This window comes from Glutamicibacter sp. MNS18, from assembly GCF_026107515.2.
Taxonomy (GTDB): domain Bacteria; phylum Actinomycetota; class Actinomycetes; order Actinomycetales; family Micrococcaceae; genus Glutamicibacter.
Genome location: NZ_JAPCHW010000004.1, coordinates 415,816 through 438,176 on the forward strand (window position 1 = coordinate 415,816; position 22,361 = coordinate 438,176).

Below are 22,361 nucleotides of genomic sequence, written 5' to 3' on the forward strand. Positions count from 1 at the left end.
AATGCGAGTACCACTGTCTTGGCTGCGCGAGTACGCGCAGGTACCAGCCAACGCCACGGCCGAGGACGTCATGGCCGACCTGGTCAAGGTCGGCCTCGAAGAGGAAGACGTGCACCGCCCCGGCGATGAGCTCTCGGGCCCGATCGTGGTCGGCCAGGTGCTGTCCATCGAGAAGGAAGAACAGAGCAACGGCAAGACCATCAACTGGTGCCAGGTGCGCGTGGTTCCCGAAGGGACCGAGCAAACCCTGACCGGTGAGGGGATCGACCCGTCCGGGGTGCAGGGCATCATCTGCGGCGCCCACAACTTCGTGGAAGGCGACAAGGTGGTTGTCACCCTGCCCGGTGCCGTGCTGCCCGGGGACTTCCGCATCACTCCACGCAAGACCTACGGCCACATTTCGGCCGGCATGATCGCCTCCAGCCGCGAACTGGGCATCGGCGAAGACCACGACGGCATCATCGTGCTTTCGACCCTGGGCCTGGACCCGGAGCTGGGCAGCGACGTCATGGAGCTGTTCGGCCTGTACGACCAGGCCGCCGAGATCAACGTGACACCGGACCGCGGCTACTGCTTCTCGATCCGCGGAGTGGCCCGCGAATACGCGCTGACCACCGGCACCTCCTTCACCGACCCGGCCGGGACCATCGAGCTGGCATCGGCCGCCGCCGAGGGGCACCCGGTGCGGGTGGAAGACAGCGCACCGATCTACGGGGTTACCGGCTGCTCGCGCTTTGTGGCCCGCGAGGTCACCGGGATCGACCAGGACCGTCCGACCCCACGCTGGATGGCCTCCCGACTGCAGTTGGCGGGCATGCGTTCGATCTCGCTGGTGGTGGACATCTCCAACTACGTGATGCTCGAACTCGGCCAGCCGCTGCACTTCTACGACGCGGACAAGGTCTCCGGCCCGATCGTGGTGCGCCGCGCCACCCCGGGGGAGAAGCTGACGACCCTGGATGAGAAGGAACGTGCCCTGCACGTTGAGGACCTGCTGATCACCGACGACACCGGGGCCATCGGCATCGCCGGTGTCATGGGGGGAGCGTCCACCGAGGTCTCCGGTTCCACTACCCGGGTGCTGGTCGAGGCCGCGAACTTCGAGCCGGTCTCCATTGCCCGTTCCCGCCGCCGCCACAAGCTGCCCTCCGAAGCCTCCAAGCGCTTTGAACGCGGCGTGGATCCGCTGGTGGCCGATATCGCCGCCCAGCGTGCGGTGGACCTGCTGGTGGAACTGGCCGGGGGCACCGACACCGGCAAGATCACCGACGCCGGCACCCCGGCGGACCCCGCGCTCATCACCCTGCCTGCCGGATACGCCAGCGCCCTGATCGGCGTGGACTACACCGACGAGCAGATCATCTCGGCCCTGGAAGGTATCGGCGGCACCGTCACCGCCGTTACCGGGGGCTTCGAGGTCATCGCCCCGACCTGGCGTCCGGACCTGGGGTCCAAGGAGGACCTGGTTGAGGAAGTGGCCCGCATTGTCGGGTACGACAAGATCCCGGCCACCCTGCCGGTAGCTCCTCCGGGCCGTGGCCTGACCCGCACCCAGGCGCAGCGCCGCCGGGTACTGCAGGGTCTGGCCGATGCCGGATTGACCGAGGTGCTGGCCTACCCGTTCGTCTCGGCAGCGCAGAACGAGACCTTCGGCTCTCCCGTGGCGGGAACCGGGGTCGACTCGGTGAAGCTGGCCAATCCGATTTCCTCCGAATACGGGTTGCTGCGCACCAGCCTGCTGCCCGGCCTGCTGGAGATCGCCCGGCGCAACCACGGTCGCGGCTTCCGTGACCTGGCCCTGTACGAGGGCGGTCTGGTGTTCCTGCCCCGCGAACAGGTCGGATCCTCCTACCTGCCGCCGCTGGGCATCAAGCCCAGCGACGAGGTGCTTGCCGACCTGGACGCCGGGATCCCCCGGCAGCCATGGCATGTGGCCGCGGTCCTGAGCGGTCACGAGGCCCGGGCCGGGGTCAACTACACCCCGCGCGCCTGGGACTGGGCGGATGCACTGGATACCGCCAGGACCGTGTCCGGCATCCTGGGCGTCCAGCTCGAGGTCAGCCAGGGCAGCCACCAGGCCTTCCACCCGGGCCGCACCGCGGCACTGGGTGTGGACGGCGAGATCATCGGCTACGCCGGTGAACTGCACCCGCAGCTGCTCAAGGAGCTGGACTTGCCGGCCCGTACCGTGGCCATGGAAATCGATGCCGAGGCCCTGATGGCCGCGGCCCCTGCCGTGGTCGTTGCCGAACCGCTGACCACCCAGCCGCTGGCCACCCAGGATGTGGCCCTGGTTGTTGACCAGGAAGTGGTGGCCGGGCAGGTGCTGGCAGCCCTGCGTGAAGGGGCCGGTGAGCTGCTGGAGGACATCACGCTATTCGATGTCTACTCGGGCAAGGGCATCGAGGACGGCAAGAAGTCGCTGGCCTTCGGACTGCGTTTCCGGGCCATGGACCGTACGCTGACCGCGGATGAGGCCTCCGAGGCACGCGCCGCGGCCGTGGCTGTGGCCGCCGAGCGTTTCGGTGCCGTCCAGCGCTAGAACCAGAAACAAGGGCAAAGGCCCTGTCGTTTCCGCTACGGAAGCGACAGGGCCTTTGCGCTATCCCGCCACGCCCGGGCCCAGGAGCTCACGTCACCGACCGGTGAACGTGCCCTGGTGGACAGGCCGCTGCCACGGGAGCCTTCCGAAACCGATGTGGAGCCGCCCACTGTTAGGCCACGGACCGGGCCCACGGACAGGTGCATTCCCTCATCCCTTGAATTTCGATAGATTTACACTGATAAGCAATGTGTGAAGATTCTTGTGGTGGTTGCCTTACGAGTGGTCCTGGTGACGATGTTCCTGGGCTGCGTGCTTGGACAGGTCCTGGTTCCCACACCGGCAGAAGAGCAGGGAGGGCGCTACCGGGAAACCGCCCACCTGGCCATCCCATACTCCGTGATTGCCATCCTTTCCATCGCCCGCCTTCAGGCGGCCTTGGTGATCATCTGGCGGCTGCTGTCGATGGTTGAGCAGGATTCCGTTTTTTCGAATCGCGCCGTGCGCCGGGTCAGCGCATTGACGACCAGACTGCCGCTGGCCGCTTTCCTGGCCGCGCTGGCACCCATCCACTTGTTGTTTGTTGTCAAGGTGGGTGGTCCCGGAATTGTCTTGTCGCTGGCGGCAGTCCGTGCGATCGGGTGGGGAATGCTGCTCTTGATGCTGGTCATGCGCGGGCTGCTGATCGCCGCGACCAGAGACAGGAATGAACTGGATATGGTGGTGTGATGCCGGTCGTTGTGGACATCGATATCATGCTGGCCCGCCGCAAGATGTCGGTGGGCAATTTCGCGGCAGCCGTGGGGATTTCACCGGCCGATGTCGCGGTACTCAAGAACGGCAGGGCCAAGGCGATCCGGTTCACGACCCTGGACTCGATGTGCCGCGTACTGGAATGCCAGCCGGGAGATATCCTGCGCTGGGAACCTGCCGCAGCAGATGCCGAGGACAATACCATCGATGGTGGACCCTCATCATCGGGGCGGGGTGAGTCGCGGTGAAGTCCCGGAACATTGGCGCTATTCGCCGCATGCCTGGGGCTGGTCTGCTTGATCCAACGCTGTGCCCGAACCCATCTGGAACCCGACCGGGTCCGACATGGACGATCGAGGATGACGTCCCCGATCCACTGCGCTCGGCGGGACCCGGTATACAGGTAAACCCGGACTTCCAGGTTTGAACCGGGAGCTAGTGACGAGTCGTATCAAGCAGGAACCGGACGATATCCGTATCGGCTGGCTGGGGCTGGAAACCATTGCGCTGCAAGAGCCGGATAGATGCCTCGTTACCGGGCATAACCCGGGCGCTCAACACGCTGCAACCGAAGATCCCGGAAGCCAAGCCCACGGCCTGGGCGAGGATGGAACCGGCAACGCCTTGTCCCCATGATGCGGGAGCCACCCAGTATCCGATCTCCACGGATCCGGTACGTCGAGCTGCCACCAGAAGCCCCACCGGTTCCCCTCGCCGGGTGGCAATGAACCAGCGGCAGGAACCGACACGATCCAGCGGATCCTCAGCCAGGGCGGCGTCGGCGCGTTCGCTGATATACCCGGCCGACCAGGGTTGCCCCGACCCGACGAACCGGACAACCCGCTCGTCGGTAGCCAACTGCGTGACGAAGCCGATGTCCTGTGAGGTGAAACCCCTGAGTTCTATCGGCGGCGGATCAGTCATGAATTCACCGTACCGGTTCAGCTGGCAACAGGGGAAACAGGGACCTGCCGCCAGTGGCGTATCGGCGAGAACACGATCGGCAGGGCCGACAGTGCAGCCAGCACCGCCCAGATCCACAGCGCCGTCGCGGGACCGGATCCGGCTGCCACCAGTCCACCAGCCAGGCTGGCCAGGGGCATCGTTCCGAGAATGAAAAACCGGTTGCTGGCAATGACCCGGCCGAGCATTCGCGCTTCGGTCAACTTCGGAATGACATCCGCCCCGGCAACGGTATGGATCACGACCAGCAGCGACCAGCCGAACCCTGAGATACCGGGCCATACCAGCGGGGAGAGTGGCAGCGCGCCGGCCAATCGGACTTCGGAATTCTGCAGCTTCTGCGGGATCCCGAAAACCGCGGAACGGCGGTTCGTGGGAGGGCCCGGCGTGGCCATCTGTTCCCACTGCGTGGGTTCCGCGGCCAGGCTTCTGGCGACCCGGGATCCCGGGGCCCTGCCGGTACCCGAGGCTGGTCCGTGGGATGCCATGGATAACGACCAGCTACTCGAACACCTGCCGCAGGTCGCCTCGGTGCAACTGCAGGTGGAAAAGTCGCTGGCGGCGTGGGTGGGGATCGCCCGGGAGCGGAAAATCAGCTGGGAGAGAATCGGGCGGGCGTTGGGAATGACACGCCAGTCCGCTTGGGAACGTTTTCGGCATCTGGCCTGAGACCGAGGGTCATTCCCGCTGTTGCTCACCATCCTGGGGCACGTGGCACCGTGGCAGCCGGTCGCACAATGGGTAGTATGGAGATAAGCCATCGACCGGATGAAATCGATAGACATCCTTGGAGGGATATTACCCATGCGTCATCTCAGTCTTCCGATTCGAAGTGCGGCAGCGTCGGCAGCTGCCGTGCTGGGACTAGTGGGCGTCCTGCCTGCGGCGAGTGCGGTGGGAACCGGGGTGCACATCACCACCGGGCAGAACCTGGACTCCATCACCGTTGAGGACACCGCCGGAGTGCTCAACGAGCAACGGCTGCGTGCAGCGCTTGAGGACATCGACTTCAACGAGCCGACCAATCTTGCCATCTACACCCGCGAGGGTGAGTATTCGGATGACATCAACACCAGGACCTTGCATTACGCCCAGCAATCGCATCCGGAATGGATTTCACAGGATCCCGAAGACTACGGGGATTACTGGGCCGATGGATACTTCATCATCACCCTGTCCGTCGAGGGAGCCGATTCCGGGCAGATCGGCACCTACTACGGTGAGGATCGCAAGGTCAGCAGTTCGCAGATGGAAACCATCCATGAAGCCGGCTACGGCGACTTCAAGCAAGGCCGCTGGTCCGACGGGGTAGTCGCCGTCGCCACCAAGGGGGCAACCATCATGAACCGGCCCTGGTACAAGCAGCCCGCCCTGTGGTGGACCGTGGGTCTGGGCGGGGGTATCGGTGTCGCAGGTTGGGGTGCTGTCCTGGGCGTGCGCTCATCGCGACGCAAGAAGTTCGCGACGGAGCTGCAGGCGGGCAAATCCCACCTGTCCAACGTGACCATGGACCTGGATACCACCGAGCTGGCTGCCCGGACACTACCCACCGGTTCCTACCATGCGGCGGACCTCGAGCGGCGTTTCGCCGATTTCGTGGCCAGCTACCGCACCAACTTCACCGAACAGAAGGAGCTGGAGGCGGCAGGCAAAAAGGAACGGTCCTCGGCCGAAGGGGTGGTGCGGGTAAGGAAGTTCCGCATCGCCGCAGAGGACCTGGATATGACCGATGACGCAATCATCGCCGCGTCGGCGCTCTACACCCGCTCAGCCACCTGGCAGGACGCATGGCGGGCCCAAACCGCGCCGGTGTTGGAGGACCTCGATCAGCTTGCCGAACTGGTCAAGGGCCCAAGCAAGGAGCTGAAAGCAGTTGCCGCCGCCTTGGAATCCTTCAGCCACACCGCCCAGTCCGAAGTGGACAAGGCAGGATCCGACCTGAAAGCGGAGCGGATCGATGTGGACACCGCCCTGGACCGGCTGGCCGAGGTGCGCAAGGAACTGACCGCGAAGCTGGAGGAGTTTTCTACCGCCCAGATCGAGGCCTATGCCCAGACCGAGGAGGAGAAGGAGGAAATGCGCAAGGCCATGTCTCGTTCGCGCTACTCATACTCCAAGAACAATCCCCGCGGTGGCGGTTCCATCCTGGATGTAACCAGCCCCGGGGAGTGGTTCTGGCGGGTCCAGGCCTACAACGTGGGCTACAGCTCCGGGGTGAGCGCGGTGACGTCCTCGCGTGAGGCCGCCAGCTCATCCTCCGGTGGCGTGTCCCAGGGCTATTCCGGTGGCGGCAGTTTCTCCGGTGCCGGAGGGTCCTCCCGGTTCTAGAACTCCTCGCCGTGGTCGATCACGTTGGCGGCCCGGCCCACGATGCGGGGATCCGGGATGCCGACCAGCTCATGGTCCTTGCCGGTGTACTCGAAGAGGTTCAGCACGTGGCGCATGGCCTGTAGCCGAGCACGCTTCTTGTCATTGGACTTCACCACGATCCAGGGGGCGAAGTCGGTATCCGTGGCCAGGAACATCTCCTTCTTGGCCATGGTGTAGTCATCCCATTTATCCAGTGACGCCAAGTCCATGGGGGACAGCTTCCATTGGCGTACCGGATCGATCCGCCTAATGGTGAAACGGGTGAGCTGTTCCCCGGAGGAGACCGAGAACCAGAACTTCACCAAATCGATCCCCTCATCCACCAACAACTTCTCGAACTGGGGCGTCTGCCGGAGGAAATGTGTGTGCTGCTCGTCGGTGCAGAAGCCCATAACCCGCTCCACCCCGGCCCGGTTGTACCAGGAACGGTCGAAGAGCACCATTTCCCCGGCGGCCGGGAAGTGCTGGATATAACGCTGGTAGTACCACTGGGTGGATTCGCGTTCGCTGGGCTTCTCCAGGGCAACCACGCGGGCGCCACGGGGATTCAGGTGTTCGGTGAAGCGTTTAATGGTCCCACCCTTGCCTGCGGCGTCCCGGCCCTCGAACACGATCATCAGCCGACGATCGGTGGCCTTGAACCATTTCTGCAGCTTCAGCAGCTCGATCTGCAGGGCACGTTTCTCCCGCTCATAGGTCTCGCGGTCCAGCCGCAGGCCATAGGGGTAGTCCTCACGCCAGGTATCGACAATGCTTCCGTCGGCGCGCACCAGCACCGGGTCGTCATCGTCGTTGTCCAACACGGTGTAGCCGCGGAAGGCCTCTTCAAGCAGGGGAAGTTCGATGGTCATGAGGCAAAGGTAGATTTCCGGGGTTAACGGCCAGTGAATAGCGGGCAAACCCGTGCCGGAAAAACGGTACTCTCCGGCGGTATTGTGGTGAGGTTCACCGCGTGTTCCTCATCGGTGGCACGTGCAGCTCCACGTGTTGGCCCCACCCCGGGACTCAGCCGGCGGGAAGCAACGGCAGGGGCTTGGCGAACAGCCAGGGGTCCAGCAGTGCGTGCACGTTCACGCCATCGGGCGCATGATCCTGGGCGTGGGCGAGGAACCGGTCGGTATCGACATGCGCGTGCCGGTTGGTCTCGGTCCAGCTGCGCAGCATGGCAAAGAAAGGATCCCGCCCCAACGTCCGACACAGCACATATAGTGCCAATGCCCCGCGCTTGTACACCCGGTCGTCGAACATGTCCGGCGCCCCGGGATCGGCCACGATAATGTCCTTGGCCTGCGCATCCAGCAGCTCCCACGCCTGGGCGGCCCGGGTGGCCAGATCCAGGTCGCCACTGGCCTCCGAATACAGCCATTCGGCAAAGCAGGCGAAGCCCTCGTGCAACCAGATATGCTTCCAGCTGTCCAGGGTCAGCGAGTTGCCGAACCACTGGTGGGAGAACTCGTGGGCGATCAGCCGCTGGGCTTCCCAGTCCATCGACAGGTGGTTCACCCCGAAGATGCTCAACCCCTGGGCCTCGAGCGGGATCTCCAGCTCATCGTCTGCCACCACGACCTTGTACTGCTCAAACGGGTAGGGGCCGAAACAGCGCTCGAAGAGCTCGGCCATCTCCGGCTGCCGGCTGAAGGCACCGCGCACCCGCTGGGCCGCGGCCGGCGGGGCATAGGCCAGCAGCCTCCCGGTCGAATCCAACGGCAGCTGCTGGTAGAGCCCGATCTGCACCGTGGCCAGGTAGCTGGCCATCGGCTCGCTTTGCTCGTAGATCCAGGTGTGCCGGCTGGCCGCACGGCGCTGTTCGATGAACCGGCCGTTGCACACGGCCGTGTACCCGGCATCGGTGGTGATCTCGAACCGGTAGGTGGACTTGTGGCGGGGATGGTCGTTACACGGGAACCAGGTGCTCGCCCCGGTGGGCTGTCCGGCCACCAGCACCCCGTCGGTCAGTTCCTCCCACCCGATCTCGCCCCAGATCCCGTCGTGGGTCCGCGGGTTACCGGTGTAGCGGATCACCAGCTCGGTGCGCTCGCCGGGAGCCAGCTTGGTGGCCAGCCGAATGAGCTGTTGCGGCCCGCGCCGGCGGGTAGCCAACCGACGCCCCTGGCACAGCGCCTTGGCGATGCGCAGCCCGGTCAGGTTCAGCGCCACGGTCGCCAAGGGTTCCAGCGCCCGGATGCTGAGCACCGCGGTGCCCTCGAGCAGGTTACTGGACAACTTGATCTTCAGCTCGAGCTCGTACCGCTCCACGGTATAGGCGTCCGAACCGTAATTCCGGGTGTAGGAATCAACATGGTGATGGGGCATGACAAGCACCTTACACACTGTGAGACAACTCGTCCTGCGCATCGGCCCAGCGTGCCGCAGGATTTCCGCGCCAGTAGGTGTTGGGCGGCAGCTGTTCGCCACGCAGGACCAGGCTGGCCGGTCCGGCGGTGGTGCCCGCCCCGATCCGGGCCGCCGGCAGGATCACGCTGTGCGGTCCCAGGGTGGAACCGGCATCCAGATGGACTTTGTCAATGGACATCACCCTGTCGTGGAACAGGTGGGTCTGCACCACGCACCCGCGGTTGACCGTGGAATGATCGCCCAGTGTCACCAGATCGGCCTCGGGAAGCCAGTAGCTTTCGCACCAGACCCCGTGGCCGATCCTGGCCCCCAACGCACGCAGGAACCAGACCAGGGCCGGAGTCCCGGAAGCCAGACGGGCGAACCAGGGAGCGGCCACCAGCTCGATGAAGCTGTCAACCACCTCATTGCGCCAGATGAACGAGCTCCACAGGGCATGCTCGCCCGGGCGGATGACCCCGACCACCAGCCATTTGGCGGCCACGGCCAGCAACCCGGCCACCGCACCGGCGGCCACCAGTACCGCGCCGGAGGCGAGCATTGCCAGCCAGGGCCCGTACTGCACGGTCAGCCAGTCCAGCACCCACAGCACGCCGACGGCGATCGCCACCGTGCACAGCACCGGCACGGCACGCATGGCCTCCCACAGGCCGCGGGCGATCTTCAGTTTCAACGGCGGCCGGTAGGTCAGCTCCGACTCGGCATCCACGGTGGTGCGACGCAGCTTGGTGGGAGGGGAACCGATCCACGAGGTGCCGGCCTTCGCCTTGCGCGGGGTGGCCGACAGCACCGCGATCAGCGAGCGTTTGGGCACCCGGCGCCCGGCGTTCAGGATGCCGGAATTGCCCAGGAAGGCACGTTTGCCGATGCGTACCGGGGCGATGTGCATCCACCCGCCGCCAAGCTCGTAGGAGGCGACCATGGTGTCATCGGCCAGGAAGGCCCCGGAGCCGATGGTGGTCATCTTCGGGATCAGCAGCACCGTGGAGATTTCCACGTCGCGGCCCACCTTGGCGCCCAGCAGGCGCAACCAGACCGGGGTGAATTGGGAGGCGTAAAGCGGGAAGAGGGTGTCACGGGCGGTATCCAGCACCCGTTCGGTGGCCCAGGCCTGCCAGCCGATCCGGCTGGTGACCGGATGCCAGCCCTCGGTCAGGCCGATGGACAGCAGACGGACGACGATGATGGTGGCCAGCATATTGCCCAGGAACCAGATCCCGGCAGCCAACAGCACCGCCGGAACCAGCCGCCACCCCACCTCGGCGAAGGACTCCAGGCCACGCAGCAGCGGGCTGGTAGCGATGACGGCCAGGGCCACCGGCAGCCACTGCCACAGGTTCAGCAGGATGGACCCCAGCCCGCCGGCCAGCTTGTTCAACGAGCGCACCGGGGCCACGTCGCTGGGCCACTTCGGCTTGGCCCTGGCCTCGCGCACGGCCGGTGACCCGGCATAGCGCGAGGCCGCGCGGGTGTGGCCGTAGACGCAGGACCCGGCCTCCACCACGGTGTCCGCTGCGAGCACGCAGCCCGGGGCCAGCGTGGAGCGGGCCCCGACGGAGGCGCGGGCCCCCACCTCGATCGCCCCGACGTGCAGCTGGTCACCGTCGATCCAGTAGCCCGAGACGTCCACCTCCGGTTCCAGCGTGGCGCCGGGCCCCACGCTGAGCATCCCGGTGACCGGCGGCAGGGTGTGCATGGTGGCGCCGGGATCGATCCGCGCCCCCAGCGCGCGGGCGTAGACCGGCAGCAACCAGGCGCTGGAGAGCGAGACCGGGTCCACCAGGTCCGCAATGTGCTGGGCCAGCCAGAGCCGGTGGTGCATCGATCCCGACCGCCGGTAGGTGCCCGGTACCAGGCCGCGCAGCAGCAGCCGGGATGCCGCCACTGACAGGGCCATGCGGCCCGGGGAGGAGACGAAAACCAGCCACAGTGCGGCCAGGACACCCCCATGCAGTGCCGGCCCGGTGCCGATGATGCCGGCCACTGCCAGCACCCAGTGCCCGATCTGCAGGTAGGTGAACCAGCGCAGCCCGGCCAGGATGAACAGCGGGACCGAGGCCAGGGTCTGCAGCCACTGCGTGCCGCGGGCGGTGCGCACCACCTCGCGCGGTTCGTTTGCTTCGGTCTGCGGATCCTGGGCGGCCAGGAATTCATGCAGGGCCCCGAAACGGGGGTAGTCGTAGAGGTCGGCCACCGTCACATCCGGGTAGCGCACGCGCAGCGCGGAAACCAGTTGGGCGGCGCTGAGCGATCCGCCGCCGGCGGCGAAGAAGTCCGCATCGGGATCCTGCGGGGCCAACCCGAGGCTGGCCTGCCAGGCATCGGAGATCAGTTGGCCGAGGGCATCCAGGCCGTCCATGGCCGGTGTGTCCCGGTCCCCGGTCCCGGGCAGCGGCCAGGGCAGGGCGTTGCGATCGACCTTGCCGCTGGTTTTCATCGGCATGGTCTCCACCACGGCGAGTAGCGGGACCATGGGCGCGGGCAGTTCCCCGAGCAGCTCGGTGCGGGCGGTGTCCAGATCGTAATCGGCCGCGGCATTCAGGTAGCCGACCAGGATCTTGTTGCCCCCTCCGGTTTCGCGTACCGCGACGGCCGCACTGGAGACACCCTCCAGCGCATTGAGCGCTGCGTCGATTTCACCCAGCTCGATCCGCCGGCCGCCGACCTTCACCTGGTCATCCACCCGCCCGATGAAGACCAGCCCGGCGGGGTCGTTGAGGACCATATCACCCGAACGGTAGGCACGCTCCCAGCCCAGGGTGGGCATCGGCGCGTACTTCTCGGCATCCTTCTGCGGATCCAGGTAACGGGCCAGGCCGACCCCGCCGATGATCAATTCCCCGGATTCGCCCTCGGCTACCGGTCGACCATCGGGATCCACCACGGCCAGGTCCCAACCATCCAGGGGAAGCCCGATACGTACCGGGGCGGAACCGTCCATGAGGGCCGCGCAGGCGACCACTGTGGCCTCGGTGGGTCCGTAGGTGTTCCACACCTCGCGGCCGCCGGTGGCCAGCCGCGCGGCCAGCTCCGGCGGGCAGGCCTCGCCGCCGAAAATCAGCAGGCGGACCTGGGCCAGGGCCTGGGCCGGCCACAGGGCAGCCAGCGTGGGGACCGTGGAAACCGCGGTGATCGACCGGGAAATCAGCCACGGCCCCAGGTCCATGCCGCTACGGACCAGGGCACGCGGAGCCGGCACCAGGCAGGCCCCATGGCGCCAGGCCAGCCACATTTCCTCGCAGGAGGCGTCGAAGGCCACCGACAGCCCGGCCAGGACACGGTCCTCGGGACCCAGCGGTTCGTCGGGTAGGAAGATGCGCGCCTCGGCATCCACGAAAGCTGCGGCCGAACGGTGGGTGACGGCCACGCCCTTGGGTTTGCCGGTGGAACCGGAAGTGAAGATCACCCAGGCATCGTCCTCCGCCTGCGGGGCGCGGGGGGAGCGGAACGGGGCCGGACGCTGGCCGATGACGGTGATCCGACCGGTGCCCGTGACGTGCCCGGCGACCGCCGCTTCCTCGAAGACCACCCGGGCACGCTCATCGGGGTCATCGGCATCCACCGGGACGTAGGCGGCCCCGACCCAGAGAATGGCCAGGATCCACAGGTACAGCTCGGCGGTGCCCGAGGGGATCCGCACTCCGACCTTGTCCCCGGCACCCAGCCCGGCCTGGTGCAGTTGCAGCGCGTACGCCTTGACCTCCGCAACCAGCTCGGCGTACCCCAGGATCCTCCCGCCGTCATCGATGGCCGCGGCATCCGGATACGCCTCGGCGGTGGCTTGCAGGAGTTCGACCAGGGTACGCGCGGCGGGCGCCAGCGAGCTGCCCGGGAATTGCGCGGCATGGCGCACGGTGGTGGGCTGATCCATGATCAGAATCGATCCGTTCCTTCACTGGCCTGCAAGGCAGGCACGCGGTGCACCGGAGGGGGACGGTGCCTGTGGAATGGATCCTGGGAGGGGCGGAAAGCGTGGTGATTTCCGGTTCAAGTAAACCACCGATGCACCGCTACCTGCACAGTGTGACCAGTGAAATTCCGCACCCCGGGACAGCTGGTGGACGGCCGGAGGTGCTGCCGTCCGTTGGCCTACGGCAGCAGCAGCACCTTCCCGGTGGTCTGGCGCCCCTCCAGTGCACGGTGGGCATCGGCGGCCCTGGCCATCGGGAACTCGGCACCGATGCGCACATCGATCTTGCCCTCGGCTACCCAGCCCAGCACGTCACCGAACCGCCAGGCCCGTTCCTCGGGGGTGGTCAGGAAATCCGCGAGCTTCGGACGGGTGACGGTCAGCGACCCGCCGGCGTTCAGGCGCTGCAGGTCCAGCGGCGGAACCTGCCCGCTGGCCCCGCCGAAGAGCACCAGTGTGCCGCGGCGCCTGAGCGCCTCCAGCGACATCTCGAAGGTATCCTTGCCGATCCCGTCATAGACCGCATGCACACCGCTCCCGCCAGTCACCTTGGCCACGGTCTGCGGCACCTGGTCGTAATCCACCACATAGTCCGCACCGGCGGCCTTGGCCAGGTCCTTCTTCTGCTGGGTGGAGGCGGTGGTGATCACGGTCGCCCCCTTGAGCTTGAGCATCTGGGTCAGCAGCAACCCCACCCCGCCGGCCCCGGCATAGGTCAGCACCACGTCCCCGGAACGCACCATGTAACTGGAATGGATCAGGTAATGGGCGGTGCAGCCCTGCAGTGGCAAGGCCGCGGCAAGGCGCAGGTCCACCGCATCCGGCACCTTGCCCAGCACCGCGGCATCAACCACCACGAACTGTGCATATCCGTTAACCCCCTCGGACGTCGCTACCCGGTCACCGACTTTCAGGTTTCGCACCCCCGGCCCCACCTCGGTGACCGTGCCGGCGAACTCCGAACCCGGCGTGAAGGGGTAGTCCACCGGGTAGGTGCCCGAGCGCTGGTAGGTCTCGATGAAGTTCAGTCCTGCGGCAGCCACCTCCACCTGCACCTGACCCTCACCTGGCGTGGGGATTTGTGTCTCGACGTACTCCAAGACTTCGGGCCCGCCGGCCTGGTTGGCCACAATCGTGTACTGTGTCATCCTCGGTTCCATCCCTTCAATCAGCGTCATCGGCTGTAAGTCGCGCACGGTGCGAATTATTCCCCCTGCCAGTCTAGGGCCGTAGGCCGGACAGAACCCGGAAGGGTCGGCGCGGATGGCGAACCCGGACGCAAAGTATGAATATTTATTAGGTTTCATGCATATTCAGCGGTAGGGTTAATCCATGACGATTTCAGTAGCTGTCTCTGGCGCCAGCGGCTATGCCGGTGGCGAAGTCCTGCGAATCCTGGCCAACCACCCGCAGGTGGAAATCGGTGCCATTACCGCGCACTCCCAAGCCGGAACCCGATTGGGGGCCATCGCCCCGCACCTGCACGCGCTCGCCGAGAAGGTGTTGGTTGAAACCACCGTGGAAAACCTGGCCGGACACGATGTCGTATTCCTGGCCCTGCCCCACGGCGCCAGTGCCGAGATTGCCGCCCAACTGCCCGCCGACACCCTGGTCATCGATGCGGGGGCCGACCACCGGCTGACCTCGGCCAAGGCCTGGGCCAAGTTCTACGGCGAAGGCTATGCCGGGCACTGGCCCTACGGCCTGCCCGAACTGCCCGGGCACCGCGAGGCGCTGCGCGGGGCCAAACGCATCGCCGTGCCCGGCTGCTACCCGACCGGAGCGCAGCTGGCCCTGGCCCCCGGGTACGGGGCCGGTCTGCTTGAGCCCTCCGACGTGGTCATCGTCTCGGCCTCCGGCACCTCGGGCGCCGGGAAGAGCGCCAAACCGCACCTGCTGGGCAGCGAGACCATGGGATCGATGAGCCCCTATGGCGTGGGTGGCTCGCACCGCCACACCCCGGAGATCGAGCAGGGCCTGTCCTTGGTGGCCGGCGAGCCGGTCCAGGTCTCCTTCACCCCGACCCTGGCCCCGATGCCCCGCGGTATCCTGACCACCGCCACCGCACGGGTCAAACCCGGCACCACCGCGGACCAGCTGCGCTCGGCCTGGCAGCGTGCCTATGCCGAGGAGCCCTTCGTGACCCTGCTGCCCGAGGGGCAGTGGCCGGGCACCGGCAATGTGCTGGGAACCAACCAGGTGCAGCTGCAGCTGGCCCTGGACGAGCACGCCTCGAGGGTGATCGTCACCGCGGTGATCGACAACCTCACCAAGGGCACTGCCGGCGGCGCCGTGCAGTCGATGAATATCGCCCTGGGCCTTGAGGAAACCACCGGATTGAGAATGCAGGGAGTCGCACCGTGAGCCAACCAACCGCCAGCACCGGAATTACCGCACCGGCCGGCTTCACCGCCGCAGGGGTTGCGGCCGGCTTGAAATCCACCGGCGCCAACGACGTCGTGGTGGTGCGCAACCTGGGACCCGAGTTCTCCGCCGCCGCGGTGTTCACCTCCAACAGGGTGGCCGCGGCCCCGGTGCACTGGTCCCGGCAGGCCGTGTCCGACGGCCGAGCCGAGGCGATTGTGCTGAATTCCGGCGGGGCCAATGCCTGTACCGGACCCGAGGGATTCGCCAACACCCACCGCACCGCCGAATACGCGGCCGAGCTGCTCGGCATTTCGGCGTCTGACGTGCTGGTGGCCTCCACCGGGCTGATCGGCATGCAGCTACCCATGGACAAGCTGCTGCCCGGGGTCAGCCAGGCGATCGGGGCGCTGGAGTCTTCCGAGCAGGCCGGGCTGCAGGCGGCGCAGGGCATCATGACCACCGACACCGTGCCCAAGCAGGCGGTCCGCCGCGGCACCGGGTACACCATCGGGGGCATCGCCAAGGGCGCGGGCATGCTGGCCCCGGGGCTGGCCACCATGCTGGTGGTGCTCACCACCGATGCCAAGCTCCAGGCGGCCGGCCTGGATGCGGCGCTGCGCAGTGCGACCGCGCTGAGCTTCGACCGTGCCGACTCCGATGGCTGCATGTCCACCAACGACACCGTGGCCCTGCTGGCCTCCGGTGCCTCCGGGACCAGCCCGGAACCGGGGGAATTCACCGTGCTGCTGACCGAGCTGTGCCGGGAACTGGCCAAGGCGCTGATCGATGACGCCGAGGGCGCGGATCACACCATCGCGGTGCGAACCTTCAACGCCGCCACCGAGGCCGACGCCCTGGAGGTCTCCCGGGCGGTGTCCCGCTCCAACCTGGTCAAGACCGCGATCTTCGGCAAGGACCCGAACTGGGGCCGGGTGCTCTCCGAGGTCGGCACCACCCAGGCGGCATTCGAACCCGACGAGCTGAACGTGTCGATCAACGGCATCATGGTCTGCCGTGCCGGGGCAGTGGGTGAGGACCGCGACCTGGTTGACCTGCAGGAGCGCGAGGTGTCGATCGAGATCGACCTGAACGCCGGAACCGAGGAAGCCACCATCCTGACCAACGACCTGACCCACGACTACGTGCACGAGAACTCCGCCTACTCCAGCTAGGAACCAGCCAGATGAGTGAAACCCAACCCACCGCCATGGACGAGGCCCAACGCAAGTCCGAGGCCCTGATCGAGGCGCTGCCGTGGATCCAGCGTTTCGCCGGATCCACCATGGTCATCAAGTACGGTGGCAACGCCATGGTCAACGAGGAGCTGCGCCGCGCCTTCGCCGAGGACATCGTGTTCCTGCGACACGTGGGCATCAACCCGGTGGTGGTGCACGGTGGCGGACCGCAAATCAACAAGATGCTGCGGAAACTGGGCATCGAATCAGAGTTCCGTGGCGGGCTGCGGGTCACCACCCCCGAGGCGATGGACGTGGTGCGGATGGTGCTTACCGGACAGGTGCAGCGCGATTTGATCGGGCTGATCAACTCGCACGGACCGTACGCCGTGGGGCTCTCCGGAGAGGACGGCGCCACCTTGCAGGCGGTGCGTACCGGAACCACCGTGGACGGGGTGGAAGTGGATCTGGGACTGGTCGGGGAGGTCACCGGGGTCCGTACCGACCAGGTGGACAACCTGCTGGCCGCCACGATGATCCCGGTGATTTCCACCGTGGCCCCGGAATTCGACGCGGCCGGGGAACCGACCGGTGCGGTGCTCAACGTCAACGCCGATACCGCCGCTGCCGCCCTGGCCGCGGCGTTGGGTGCCTCCAAGCTGGTGATCCTCACCGACGTGGAGGGGCTCTATGCCGCCTGGCCGGACAAGTCCTCGCTGATCACCTCGCTCACCGCCGAGGAGCTGCGCCGGATGCTGCCGGACCTGCAATCCGGGATGATCCCGAAGATGGCCGCCTGCCTGGCCGCGGTGGACGCCGGGGTGGCCCGCGCACATATCGTCGACGGACGTCAACCACATTCCATGTTGCTTGAAGTTTTCACCACTGCCGGGGTTGGTACCCAGGTGGTGCCCGGAAAGGACGGATAATGCCCACGACCAGCAACCACCCCCAGTCCTCCACCGATGCCTTGGCGGCATTGGGTGCGCTGCCCTCGGCGGCGGTGACTTCCACCGCGCTGACCGAACGCTACGCCTCGGCGCTGCTGGGTGTCTTCGGCACCCCGCAGCGGGTGCTGGTGCGCGGCTCGGGCTGCCATGTCTGGGATGCCGATGGCCGCCAGTACCTGGATCTGCTCGGCGGGATCGCGGTCAACACCCTGGGCCACGCCCACCCGTTGCTGACCAGCGTGATCTCCTCCCAGCTGGCCACCTTGGGCCATGTGTCCAACTTCTTCACCTCGCCGGCCCAGATCTCGCTGGCCGAGCGCCTGCTGGAGATCTCCGCGGCCCCCGGGGGCTCGAAGGTGTTCTTCACCAACTCCGGCACCGAGGCCAACGAGGCCGCGTTGAAACTGGCCCGGCGCAATGCCGGGACCGCGGACAAGCCGCGCACCAAGGTCATCGCCCTGGAGAACGCGTTCCACGGGCGCAGCCTCGGGGCGCTGTCGCTGACCTGGAAGAAGGCCTACCGCGAGCCGTTCGAGCCGTTGCCCGGCAACGTGGAATGGGTGCCGGCCGGGGATATCGAGGCGCTGCGCGCGGCCGTGGACGAGAGTGTCCAGGCGGTGTTCATCGAGCCCATCCAGGGTGAGGCCGGGGTGCGGGAACTGGATGTCGACTACCTGCGTGCCGCCCGGGCCATCACCCACCAGGCCGGTGCCCTGCTCATCTTCGACGAGGTGCAGACCGGTATGGGACGCACCGGACAGTACTTCGCCTCCGCCCCGGTACTGCCGGATGTGATGACCCTGGCCAAGGGTCTGGGCGGCGGGTTCCCGATCGGCGCGATGCTCACCTTCGGGCACCGCACCAGCGACCTGTTGAATCCCGGGGACCACGGCACCACCTTCGGCGGCAACCCGGTGGCCACCGCCGCGGCACTGGCCACCATCCACGTGATCGACAAGGAGCAGCTGCTCTCCCACGTGGCCGAGACCGGCCAGTGGCTGCGTGAGGAGCTGTCCGCGATCACCGGGATCAGCCAGGTGCGTGGACGGGGCCTGCTCATCGCCTTCGACCTCGACAAGCCGATCGCCGCCCAGGTGGTCAGCGCGGGACTGGATGCCGGATTCATCATCAACACCACCGGGCCGGCCACCATCCGGCTGGCCCCGCCACTGGTCATCACGCGTGACCAGCTGACCACCTTCATCGACAAGCTGCCTGCCCTGATCGGCCAGGGGCTGCTGACCCACAAGGAGAACTAGCCCATGGCTACCACCCGCCACTTTTTGACCGACCTGGACCTGTCCCCGGCCGAACAGCGTGAGGTGCTGGACCTGGCCCTGGAGATGAAGGCAGAGAAGTACGGCTTCACCCCGTATGCCGGCCCGCAGACCGTGGCAGTGTTCTTCGACAAGACCAGCACCCGCACCCGGGTGTCCTTCCACGCCGGGATCGCCGAACTGGGCGGCTCGCCGCTGATTATCAACTCCGGCGAATCCCAGCTGGGGCACAAGGAATCGATCCCCGATTCGGCCAAGGTGCTCGAACGCATGGTCTCCACCATCGTGTGGCGCACCTATGCCCAGTCGGGGCTGGAGGAGATGGCCGCGAACTCCTCGGTGCCGGTGATCAACGCCCTGTCGGACGACTACCATCCCTGCCAGCTGCTGGCCGACCTGCTCACCGTGCGCGAGCACAAGGGCGAGCTGGCGGGACTGACCATGAGCTACCTGGGGGATGCGGCGAACAATATGGCCAACTCCTACCTGCTGGCCGGTGTCAATGCCGGAATGCACGTGCGCATCGCCGGGCCCGAAGGCTACCTGCCCGCCGAATCGATCGTCGTCGCCGCGCAGGAACGCGCCGCACTGACCGGCGGGTCGGTGACCATCACCACCGATGCGGCCGCCGCGTTGGCCGATGCCGACGTCATCGCCACCGACACCTGGGTCTCCATGGGCCAGGAGGAGGAGAAGGAGGCCCGGCTGAAGCTGTTCACCGACTACGCGGTCACCAGCGCGGCACTGGCCCGGGCCAAGGACGATGCGATCGTGCTGCACTGCCTGCCGGCCTACCGCGGCTACGAGATCGAGGCGGCGGTCATCGACGGACCCCAGTCGGTGGTTTTCGACGAGGCCGAAAACCGGGTGCACGCGCAGAAGGCCATCATGGCCTGGCTGATGGCCGCCTCCGGGTTGGCCGCCAGTGTCCGGGAAGCGAAGTAGCGTGGCTGCCCAACCCAGCACCAAGACGGCCCGGCAGGCGCGGATCCGCACCTTCCTGGGCAACCACTCGGTCAAGTCCCAGGCCGAGTTGCTGGCGCTGCTCAAGGACGACGGGCTGGAGGTCACCCAGGCCACCTTGTCCCGGGATCTGGTGGAAATCGGGGCGGTACGCATCCGCGATGCCTCCGGGCAGCTGATCTACGCGGTACGCCAGGAAGGCGGGGACCGTTCCCCGCAGTCCGCGCTCACCCAGGAGGTGCTGGACGCGCGATTGGCCAAGATCTGCCAGGAGCAACTGGTCACCGCCGAGGCGTCGGGAAATATCGTGGTGCTGCGCACCCCGCCGGGAGCGGCGAACCTGCTCGCACTGGCGATCGACCACTCGCAGATCCCCGCGATCCTGGGCTGTATCGCCGGGGACGACACCATCATGGTGATCACCCGCAATGCCGAGGGCGGGGCGGATGTCGCCAGCCGCTTCCTGCAGCTGGCCGATACCAACTAGCAGGCCGGGACCGGTACCGTGCCCCCAGGCCGGTTCCCTGCCGCGGCCCCACCGCCGGCAACGGCAGCGGACCGGCGCCACGCCGATCGCGGCCGGGGGATCAGCCGATAACCGGCAGCGCCCCGGGGACCGATTCGATGACCACGGCGGTATCCGCCGGCACGGTGAGCAATTCCCCATCGGTCTGCACCGGGATGCCCCGGGTGGTTCGGAAGGCGTAGCGGCCAACCCGGGGCTGCCTGCCCAGACCGATGGTGACCGCCCGCAAGGTCATCAGCGCCAGCCACCAGCGCCCGGCATGCGGCAGCATCACCACCTCGAATTTTCCGTCTGCCGGGTATCCGGAGTCGCTGATCCGCCCGTACTTCGCCATATGCGCGATATTCGCCAGGACTAGGCTGTCCAGTACCGCCCGGGCCCCGTCGGAACGGACCAGTTCGAAGGGCTCCAACCCGCCCAGGGTGCGCATCACCGCCGCCAGTTCGCGCAGCACGCCCTTGCGCCCGGCATTCATCCCAACGGCCATCAACGGGGTGAGGCCGAAACCGATATAGGAGTGGGCCAGGCGTGTCCAGCATTCGCTGCCCTCGCCCACGGACAGGCGCAACAGGTCGATGTGCCGGACCTCGCTGTCGACAATGGCTTCGAGCAGGGGCTGCCGGTGCGTACTGCGGTGGTGGTCGTTGGCGTTTCCCCCGGCCATCACGGCGGCGACGGCCGTGTTGCCCGGTACGTCCATGATCCCATTGACCACGTCGTTGAAGCCTCCGTCGCCGCTGACCGAGACCAGCAGGGGACGGCCGTGACCGGCCTCAGCGCGTGCCAGTTCCCGGCCGTGACCGGCCCAGTGGGTGGGCCGTTCATGCACGGGCGTCCCGGGCATCCGTTGCCGCACGGCCGCATGCAGCGCACGAGCCAGTCGCCGGGGTGCCTTGTCCGGATCCGGATTGAAGATCAGTACAACCCTGTCGAACCGTTCGGTCTCCGATCCGGTCATCTCCCCAGCCTCTTCACCGCCGGTCGCTGAACCGCACGGTTGTTGTTCCTAGGCAGCGAGCTCCTCGATGCTTTCCATGCCGAACGCGGTCTCGAAGGCACGTTGCACCTCATCGGTGTGTGAGACCAGGATGATCTTGTGGATCGAGGTGATGTGCTTGTTGGTAGCCACCCAGTCGTTGATCGCGCCCACCGCGATCTCTGCCACCTGGTCGGCCGGCCAGCCGAAGGCCCCGGCGCCGATGGCCGGGAAGGCGATGGAATGTGCATCATGGCGCGAGGCCACGTAGAGCGAATTGGTGAAGCAGTCAGCCAGGATCTTGGGATTGGCCTTGCCCAGCCGCAGATTGGGAGCCGCCGTGTGGATCACCCAGCGTGCAGCCAATTTTCCGGCCTTGGTAGCCACCGCGATCCCCGAGGGAATCCCGTTCGGGTACTGGTTGTTGCGTACCGCGCGGCAGGCCGCAAGCAGTTCGGGACCGGCCGCTTCGTGGATGGCACCGTCCACCCCGCCTCCACCCAACAGGGAAGGGTTCGCGGCATTCACGATGGCCTCGGCGCCAACCTGGGTGATGTCGCCTCGGACGAGTTGGATTTCCATTGGTCATACCTCCAAAGAAGCATCCGTGTTCCTCTGTGTAAGCTCACCTTACGCGGCGGTGCGTGACAGTGGAAGGGGTTTTCTGCGAACCAACAGGAAAACGATGCCCCCACCACAGGGAACCATGGCGGGGGCTGGTCGGGACGGCCAGGTAGGCCCGGCAGGCGGAGTTAGAGGTACTGCTCAATCAGTTCACGGAAGTGCGGCAGCTCGAACATTTCGGTGACCGCCAAGGCATTCTGCGGGCCGAGCCGTGGATCGGCTCCGGCTTCCAGCAACATCTTGGTGGTTTCCTCGTCCTGCTTGAAAACGGCACAGGTCAATGCGCTCTGCCCGCGGGCGTTGAGCTGGTTCAGGTTCGCGCCGCGCTCGATCAGCGCCTTGACGACCTCTGGCTGCGAATTGTAGGAGGCCAGGATCAGCAGGGAATCGCCCTTGCCATCGGTCAGGTCCACCGGGATGCCCTGGTCGATAACCGAGCTGAGCATCTGGACCTTGCCCTGGCGGGCCATGTCCAGGACCTGGTTCAGGAATTCGATCTGCTCGTCGGACAACTCCGGCTGGTGTGGGGTTTCAGTCATGCCAACAGTGTAACGACGCGACCCCCGAGGTTCGAAGCCGGCCCGGACTTCCGCCTCGAACGGCGCTCCGC

At 66.6% G+C, this 22,361-nt stretch carries 20 protein-coding genes; 11 read left to right on the forward strand and 9 right to left on the reverse strand.

Annotated features, from left to right (window positions below; all coding sequences use genetic code 11):
- Position 1 precedes the first annotated feature (1 nt).
- The 3 genes from pheT to OK351_RS07640 all read left to right on the forward strand — a co-directional run bounded on the left by pheT (position 2) and on the right by OK351_RS07640 (position 3,543).
- Positions 2-2,542 (forward strand): phenylalanine--tRNA ligase subunit beta, encoded by a 2,541-nt coding sequence (gene pheT, locus OK351_RS07630; RefSeq protein ID WP_265157480.1) that lies wholly within the window; start codon positions 2-4, stop codon positions 2,540-2,542.
- A 267-nt stretch (positions 2,543-2,809) separates the two neighbouring features.
- Positions 2,810-3,271, forward strand: a complete 462-nt coding sequence (locus OK351_RS07635; RefSeq protein WP_265157482.1) for a DUF2975 domain-containing protein — start codon at positions 2,810-2,812, stop codon at positions 3,269-3,271.
- Positions 3,271-3,543 (forward strand): helix-turn-helix domain-containing protein, encoded by a 273-nt coding sequence (locus tag OK351_RS07640; RefSeq protein WP_265157484.1) that lies wholly within the window; start codon positions 3,271-3,273, stop codon positions 3,541-3,543. Before OK351_RS07635 ends, OK351_RS07640 begins: the two co-directional genes overlap by 1 nt.
- Positions 3,544-3,730: 187 nt before the next feature.
- Here OK351_RS07640 and OK351_RS07645 read toward each other — a convergent pair whose 3' ends face one another.
- Both OK351_RS07645 and OK351_RS07650 read right to left on the reverse strand, forming a co-directional pair.
- Complete coding sequence (locus tag OK351_RS07645) at positions 3,731-4,219, reverse strand: GNAT family N-acetyltransferase (protein WP_265157486.1); 489 nt, start codon at positions 4,217-4,219, stop codon at positions 3,731-3,733.
- Positions 4,220-4,236: 17 nt separating this feature from the next.
- A complete protein-coding gene (locus OK351_RS07650) occupies positions 4,237-4,653 on the reverse strand; it encodes an MFS transporter (RefSeq protein ID WP_265157488.1) in 417 nt (138 codons plus the stop codon).
- Between OK351_RS07650 and OK351_RS07655 the strand changes: the two genes are divergently transcribed.
- Together OK351_RS07655 and OK351_RS07660 are read left to right on the forward strand one after the other, a co-directional pair.
- Positions 4,631-4,927 (forward strand): hypothetical protein, encoded by a 297-nt coding sequence (locus OK351_RS07655; protein WP_371931396.1) that lies wholly within the window; start codon positions 4,631-4,633, stop codon positions 4,925-4,927. The two genes, OK351_RS07650 and OK351_RS07655, sit on opposite strands and share 23 nt — an antisense overlap.
- A 135-nt stretch (positions 4,928-5,062) precedes the next feature.
- Positions 5,063-6,586 (forward strand): DUF5129 domain-containing protein, encoded by a 1,524-nt coding sequence (locus OK351_RS07660; protein WP_265157492.1) that lies wholly within the window; start codon positions 5,063-5,065, stop codon positions 6,584-6,586.
- On the opposite strand, the gene ppk2 is transcribed toward OK351_RS07660, so the two are convergent.
- From ppk2 to OK351_RS07680, 4 genes are all read right to left on the reverse strand, one after another.
- Entirely contained in the window at positions 6,583-7,479 is an 897-nt protein-coding gene (gene ppk2 / locus OK351_RS07665) for a polyphosphate kinase 2 (protein ID WP_265157494.1), read from the reverse strand. The two genes, OK351_RS07660 and ppk2, sit on opposite strands and share 4 nt — an antisense overlap.
- Positions 7,480-7,633: 154 nt before the next feature.
- Positions 7,634-8,941 (reverse strand): M1 family metallopeptidase, encoded by a 1,308-nt coding sequence (locus OK351_RS07670; protein WP_265157496.1) that lies wholly within the window; start codon positions 8,939-8,941, stop codon positions 7,634-7,636.
- Between the two features lie 10 nt (positions 8,942-8,951).
- Positions 8,952-12,854 (reverse strand): Pls/PosA family non-ribosomal peptide synthetase, encoded by a 3,903-nt coding sequence (locus OK351_RS07675; protein WP_265157499.1) that lies wholly within the window; start codon positions 12,852-12,854, stop codon positions 8,952-8,954.
- A gap of 218 nt (positions 12,855-13,072) precedes the next feature.
- On the reverse strand, positions 13,073-14,041 hold the full coding sequence (locus OK351_RS07680; protein ID WP_265157501.1) for a quinone oxidoreductase family protein: 969 nt from the start codon (positions 14,039-14,041) through the stop codon (positions 13,073-13,075).
- A 184-nt stretch (positions 14,042-14,225) separates the two neighbouring features.
- On the opposite strand from OK351_RS07680, the gene argC reads away from it, so the two are divergent.
- The 6 genes from argC to OK351_RS07710 are packed head-to-tail and all read left to right on the forward strand — an operon-like array spanning position 14,226 to position 20,112.
- Positions 14,226-15,257, forward strand: a complete 1,032-nt coding sequence (gene argC / locus OK351_RS07685) for an N-acetyl-gamma-glutamyl-phosphate reductase (protein ID WP_265157504.1) — start codon at positions 14,226-14,228, stop codon at positions 15,255-15,257.
- Positions 15,254-16,432 carry a bifunctional glutamate N-acetyltransferase/amino-acid acetyltransferase ArgJ gene (gene argJ / locus OK351_RS07690; RefSeq protein ID WP_265157506.1) on the forward strand — a complete coding sequence of 393 codons (1,179 nt, stop codon included), beginning with the start codon at positions 15,254-15,256 and terminating at the stop codon, positions 16,430-16,432. The genes argC and argJ overlap by 4 nt, the downstream gene beginning before the upstream one ends.
- Positions 16,433-16,443: 11 nt before the next feature.
- Positions 16,444-17,364 carry an acetylglutamate kinase gene (gene argB, locus OK351_RS07695; protein ID WP_265157508.1) on the forward strand — a complete coding sequence of 307 codons (921 nt, stop codon included), beginning with the start codon at positions 16,444-16,446 and terminating at the stop codon, positions 17,362-17,364.
- Entirely contained in the window at positions 17,364-18,644 is a 1,281-nt protein-coding gene (locus tag OK351_RS07700) for an acetylornithine transaminase (RefSeq protein ID WP_265157510.1), read from the forward strand. The genes argB and OK351_RS07700 overlap by 1 nt, the downstream gene beginning before the upstream one ends.
- 3 nt (positions 18,645-18,647) lie before the next feature.
- Positions 18,648-19,607: an ornithine carbamoyltransferase gene (gene argF / locus OK351_RS07705; protein WP_265157512.1), complete on the forward strand. Its 960-nt coding sequence runs from the start codon at positions 18,648-18,650 to the stop codon at positions 19,605-19,607.
- On the forward strand, positions 19,588-20,112 hold the full coding sequence (locus tag OK351_RS07710) for an arginine repressor (RefSeq protein ID WP_371931397.1): 525 nt from the start codon (positions 19,588-19,590) through the stop codon (positions 20,110-20,112). The genes argF and OK351_RS07710 overlap by 20 nt, the downstream gene beginning before the upstream one ends.
- 100 nt (positions 20,113-20,212) lie before the next feature.
- On the opposite strand, the gene OK351_RS07715 is transcribed toward OK351_RS07710, so the two are convergent.
- The 3 genes from OK351_RS07715 to OK351_RS07725 form a co-directional block, all read right to left on the reverse strand.
- Positions 20,213-21,109, reverse strand: a complete 897-nt coding sequence (locus tag OK351_RS07715) for a diacylglycerol/lipid kinase family protein (RefSeq protein WP_265157514.1) — start codon at positions 21,107-21,109, stop codon at positions 20,213-20,215.
- Positions 21,110-21,157: 48 nt separating this feature from the next.
- Positions 21,158-21,709, reverse strand: coding sequence for an O-acetyl-ADP-ribose deacetylase (locus tag OK351_RS07720; protein WP_265157515.1), 552 nt, complete (start codon positions 21,707-21,709; stop codon positions 21,158-21,160).
- 170 nt (positions 21,710-21,879) lie between these two features.
- Positions 21,880-22,290, reverse strand: coding sequence for an ankyrin repeat domain-containing protein (locus tag OK351_RS07725; RefSeq protein WP_265157516.1), 411 nt, complete (start codon positions 22,288-22,290; stop codon positions 21,880-21,882).
- Between the last annotated feature and the right edge of the window lie 71 nt (positions 22,291-22,361).

Coding starts and splice junctions, on each gene's coding strand:
- ppk2 (WP_265157494.1), bottom strand. CDS start 7,479: ATGACCATCGAACTTCCCCTGCTTGAAGAGGCCTTCCGCGGCTACACC.
- argC (WP_265157504.1), top strand. CDS start 14,226: ATGACGATTTCAGTAGCTGTCTCTGGCGCCAGCGGCTATGCCGGTGGC.
- OK351_RS07680 (WP_265157501.1), bottom strand. CDS start 14,041: ATGACACAGTACACGATTGTGGCCAACCAGGCCGGCGGGCCCGAAGTC.
- OK351_RS07640 (WP_265157484.1), top strand. CDS start 3,271: ATGCCGGTCGTTGTGGACATCGATATCATGCTGGCCCGCCGCAAGATG.
- argB (WP_265157508.1), top strand. CDS start 16,444: ATGAGTGAAACCCAACCCACCGCCATGGACGAGGCCCAACGCAAGTCC.
- OK351_RS07670 (WP_265157496.1), bottom strand. CDS start 8,941: ATGCCCCATCACCATGTTGATTCCTACACCCGGAATTACGGTTCGGAC.
- pheT (WP_265157480.1), top strand. CDS start 2: ATGCGAGTACCACTGTCTTGGCTGCGCGAGTACGCGCAGGTACCAGCC.
- OK351_RS07675 (WP_265157499.1), bottom strand. CDS start 12,854: ATGGATCAGCCCACCACCGTGCGCCATGCCGCGCAATTCCCGGGCAGC.
- argF (WP_265157512.1), top strand. CDS start 18,648: ATGGCTACCACCCGCCACTTTTTGACCGACCTGGACCTGTCCCCGGCC.
- OK351_RS07720 (WP_265157515.1), bottom strand. CDS start 21,709: ATGGAAATCCAACTCGTCCGAGGCGACATCACCCAGGTTGGCGCCGAG.
- OK351_RS07700 (WP_265157510.1), top strand. CDS start 17,364: ATGCCCACGACCAGCAACCACCCCCAGTCCTCCACCGATGCCTTGGCG.
- OK351_RS07660 (WP_265157492.1), top strand. CDS start 5,063: ATGCGTCATCTCAGTCTTCCGATTCGAAGTGCGGCAGCGTCGGCAGCT.
- OK351_RS07715 (WP_265157514.1), bottom strand. CDS start 21,109: ATGACCGGATCGGAGACCGAACGGTTCGACAGGGTTGTACTGATCTTC.
- OK351_RS07645 (WP_265157486.1), bottom strand. CDS start 4,219: ATGACTGATCCGCCGCCGATAGAACTCAGGGGTTTCACCTCACAGGAC.
- OK351_RS07725 (WP_265157516.1), bottom strand. CDS start 22,290: ATGACTGAAACCCCACACCAGCCGGAGTTGTCCGACGAGCAGATCGAA.
- OK351_RS07650 (WP_265157488.1), bottom strand. CDS start 4,653: ATGGCCACGCCGGGCCCTCCCACGAACCGCCGTTCCGCGGTTTTCGGG.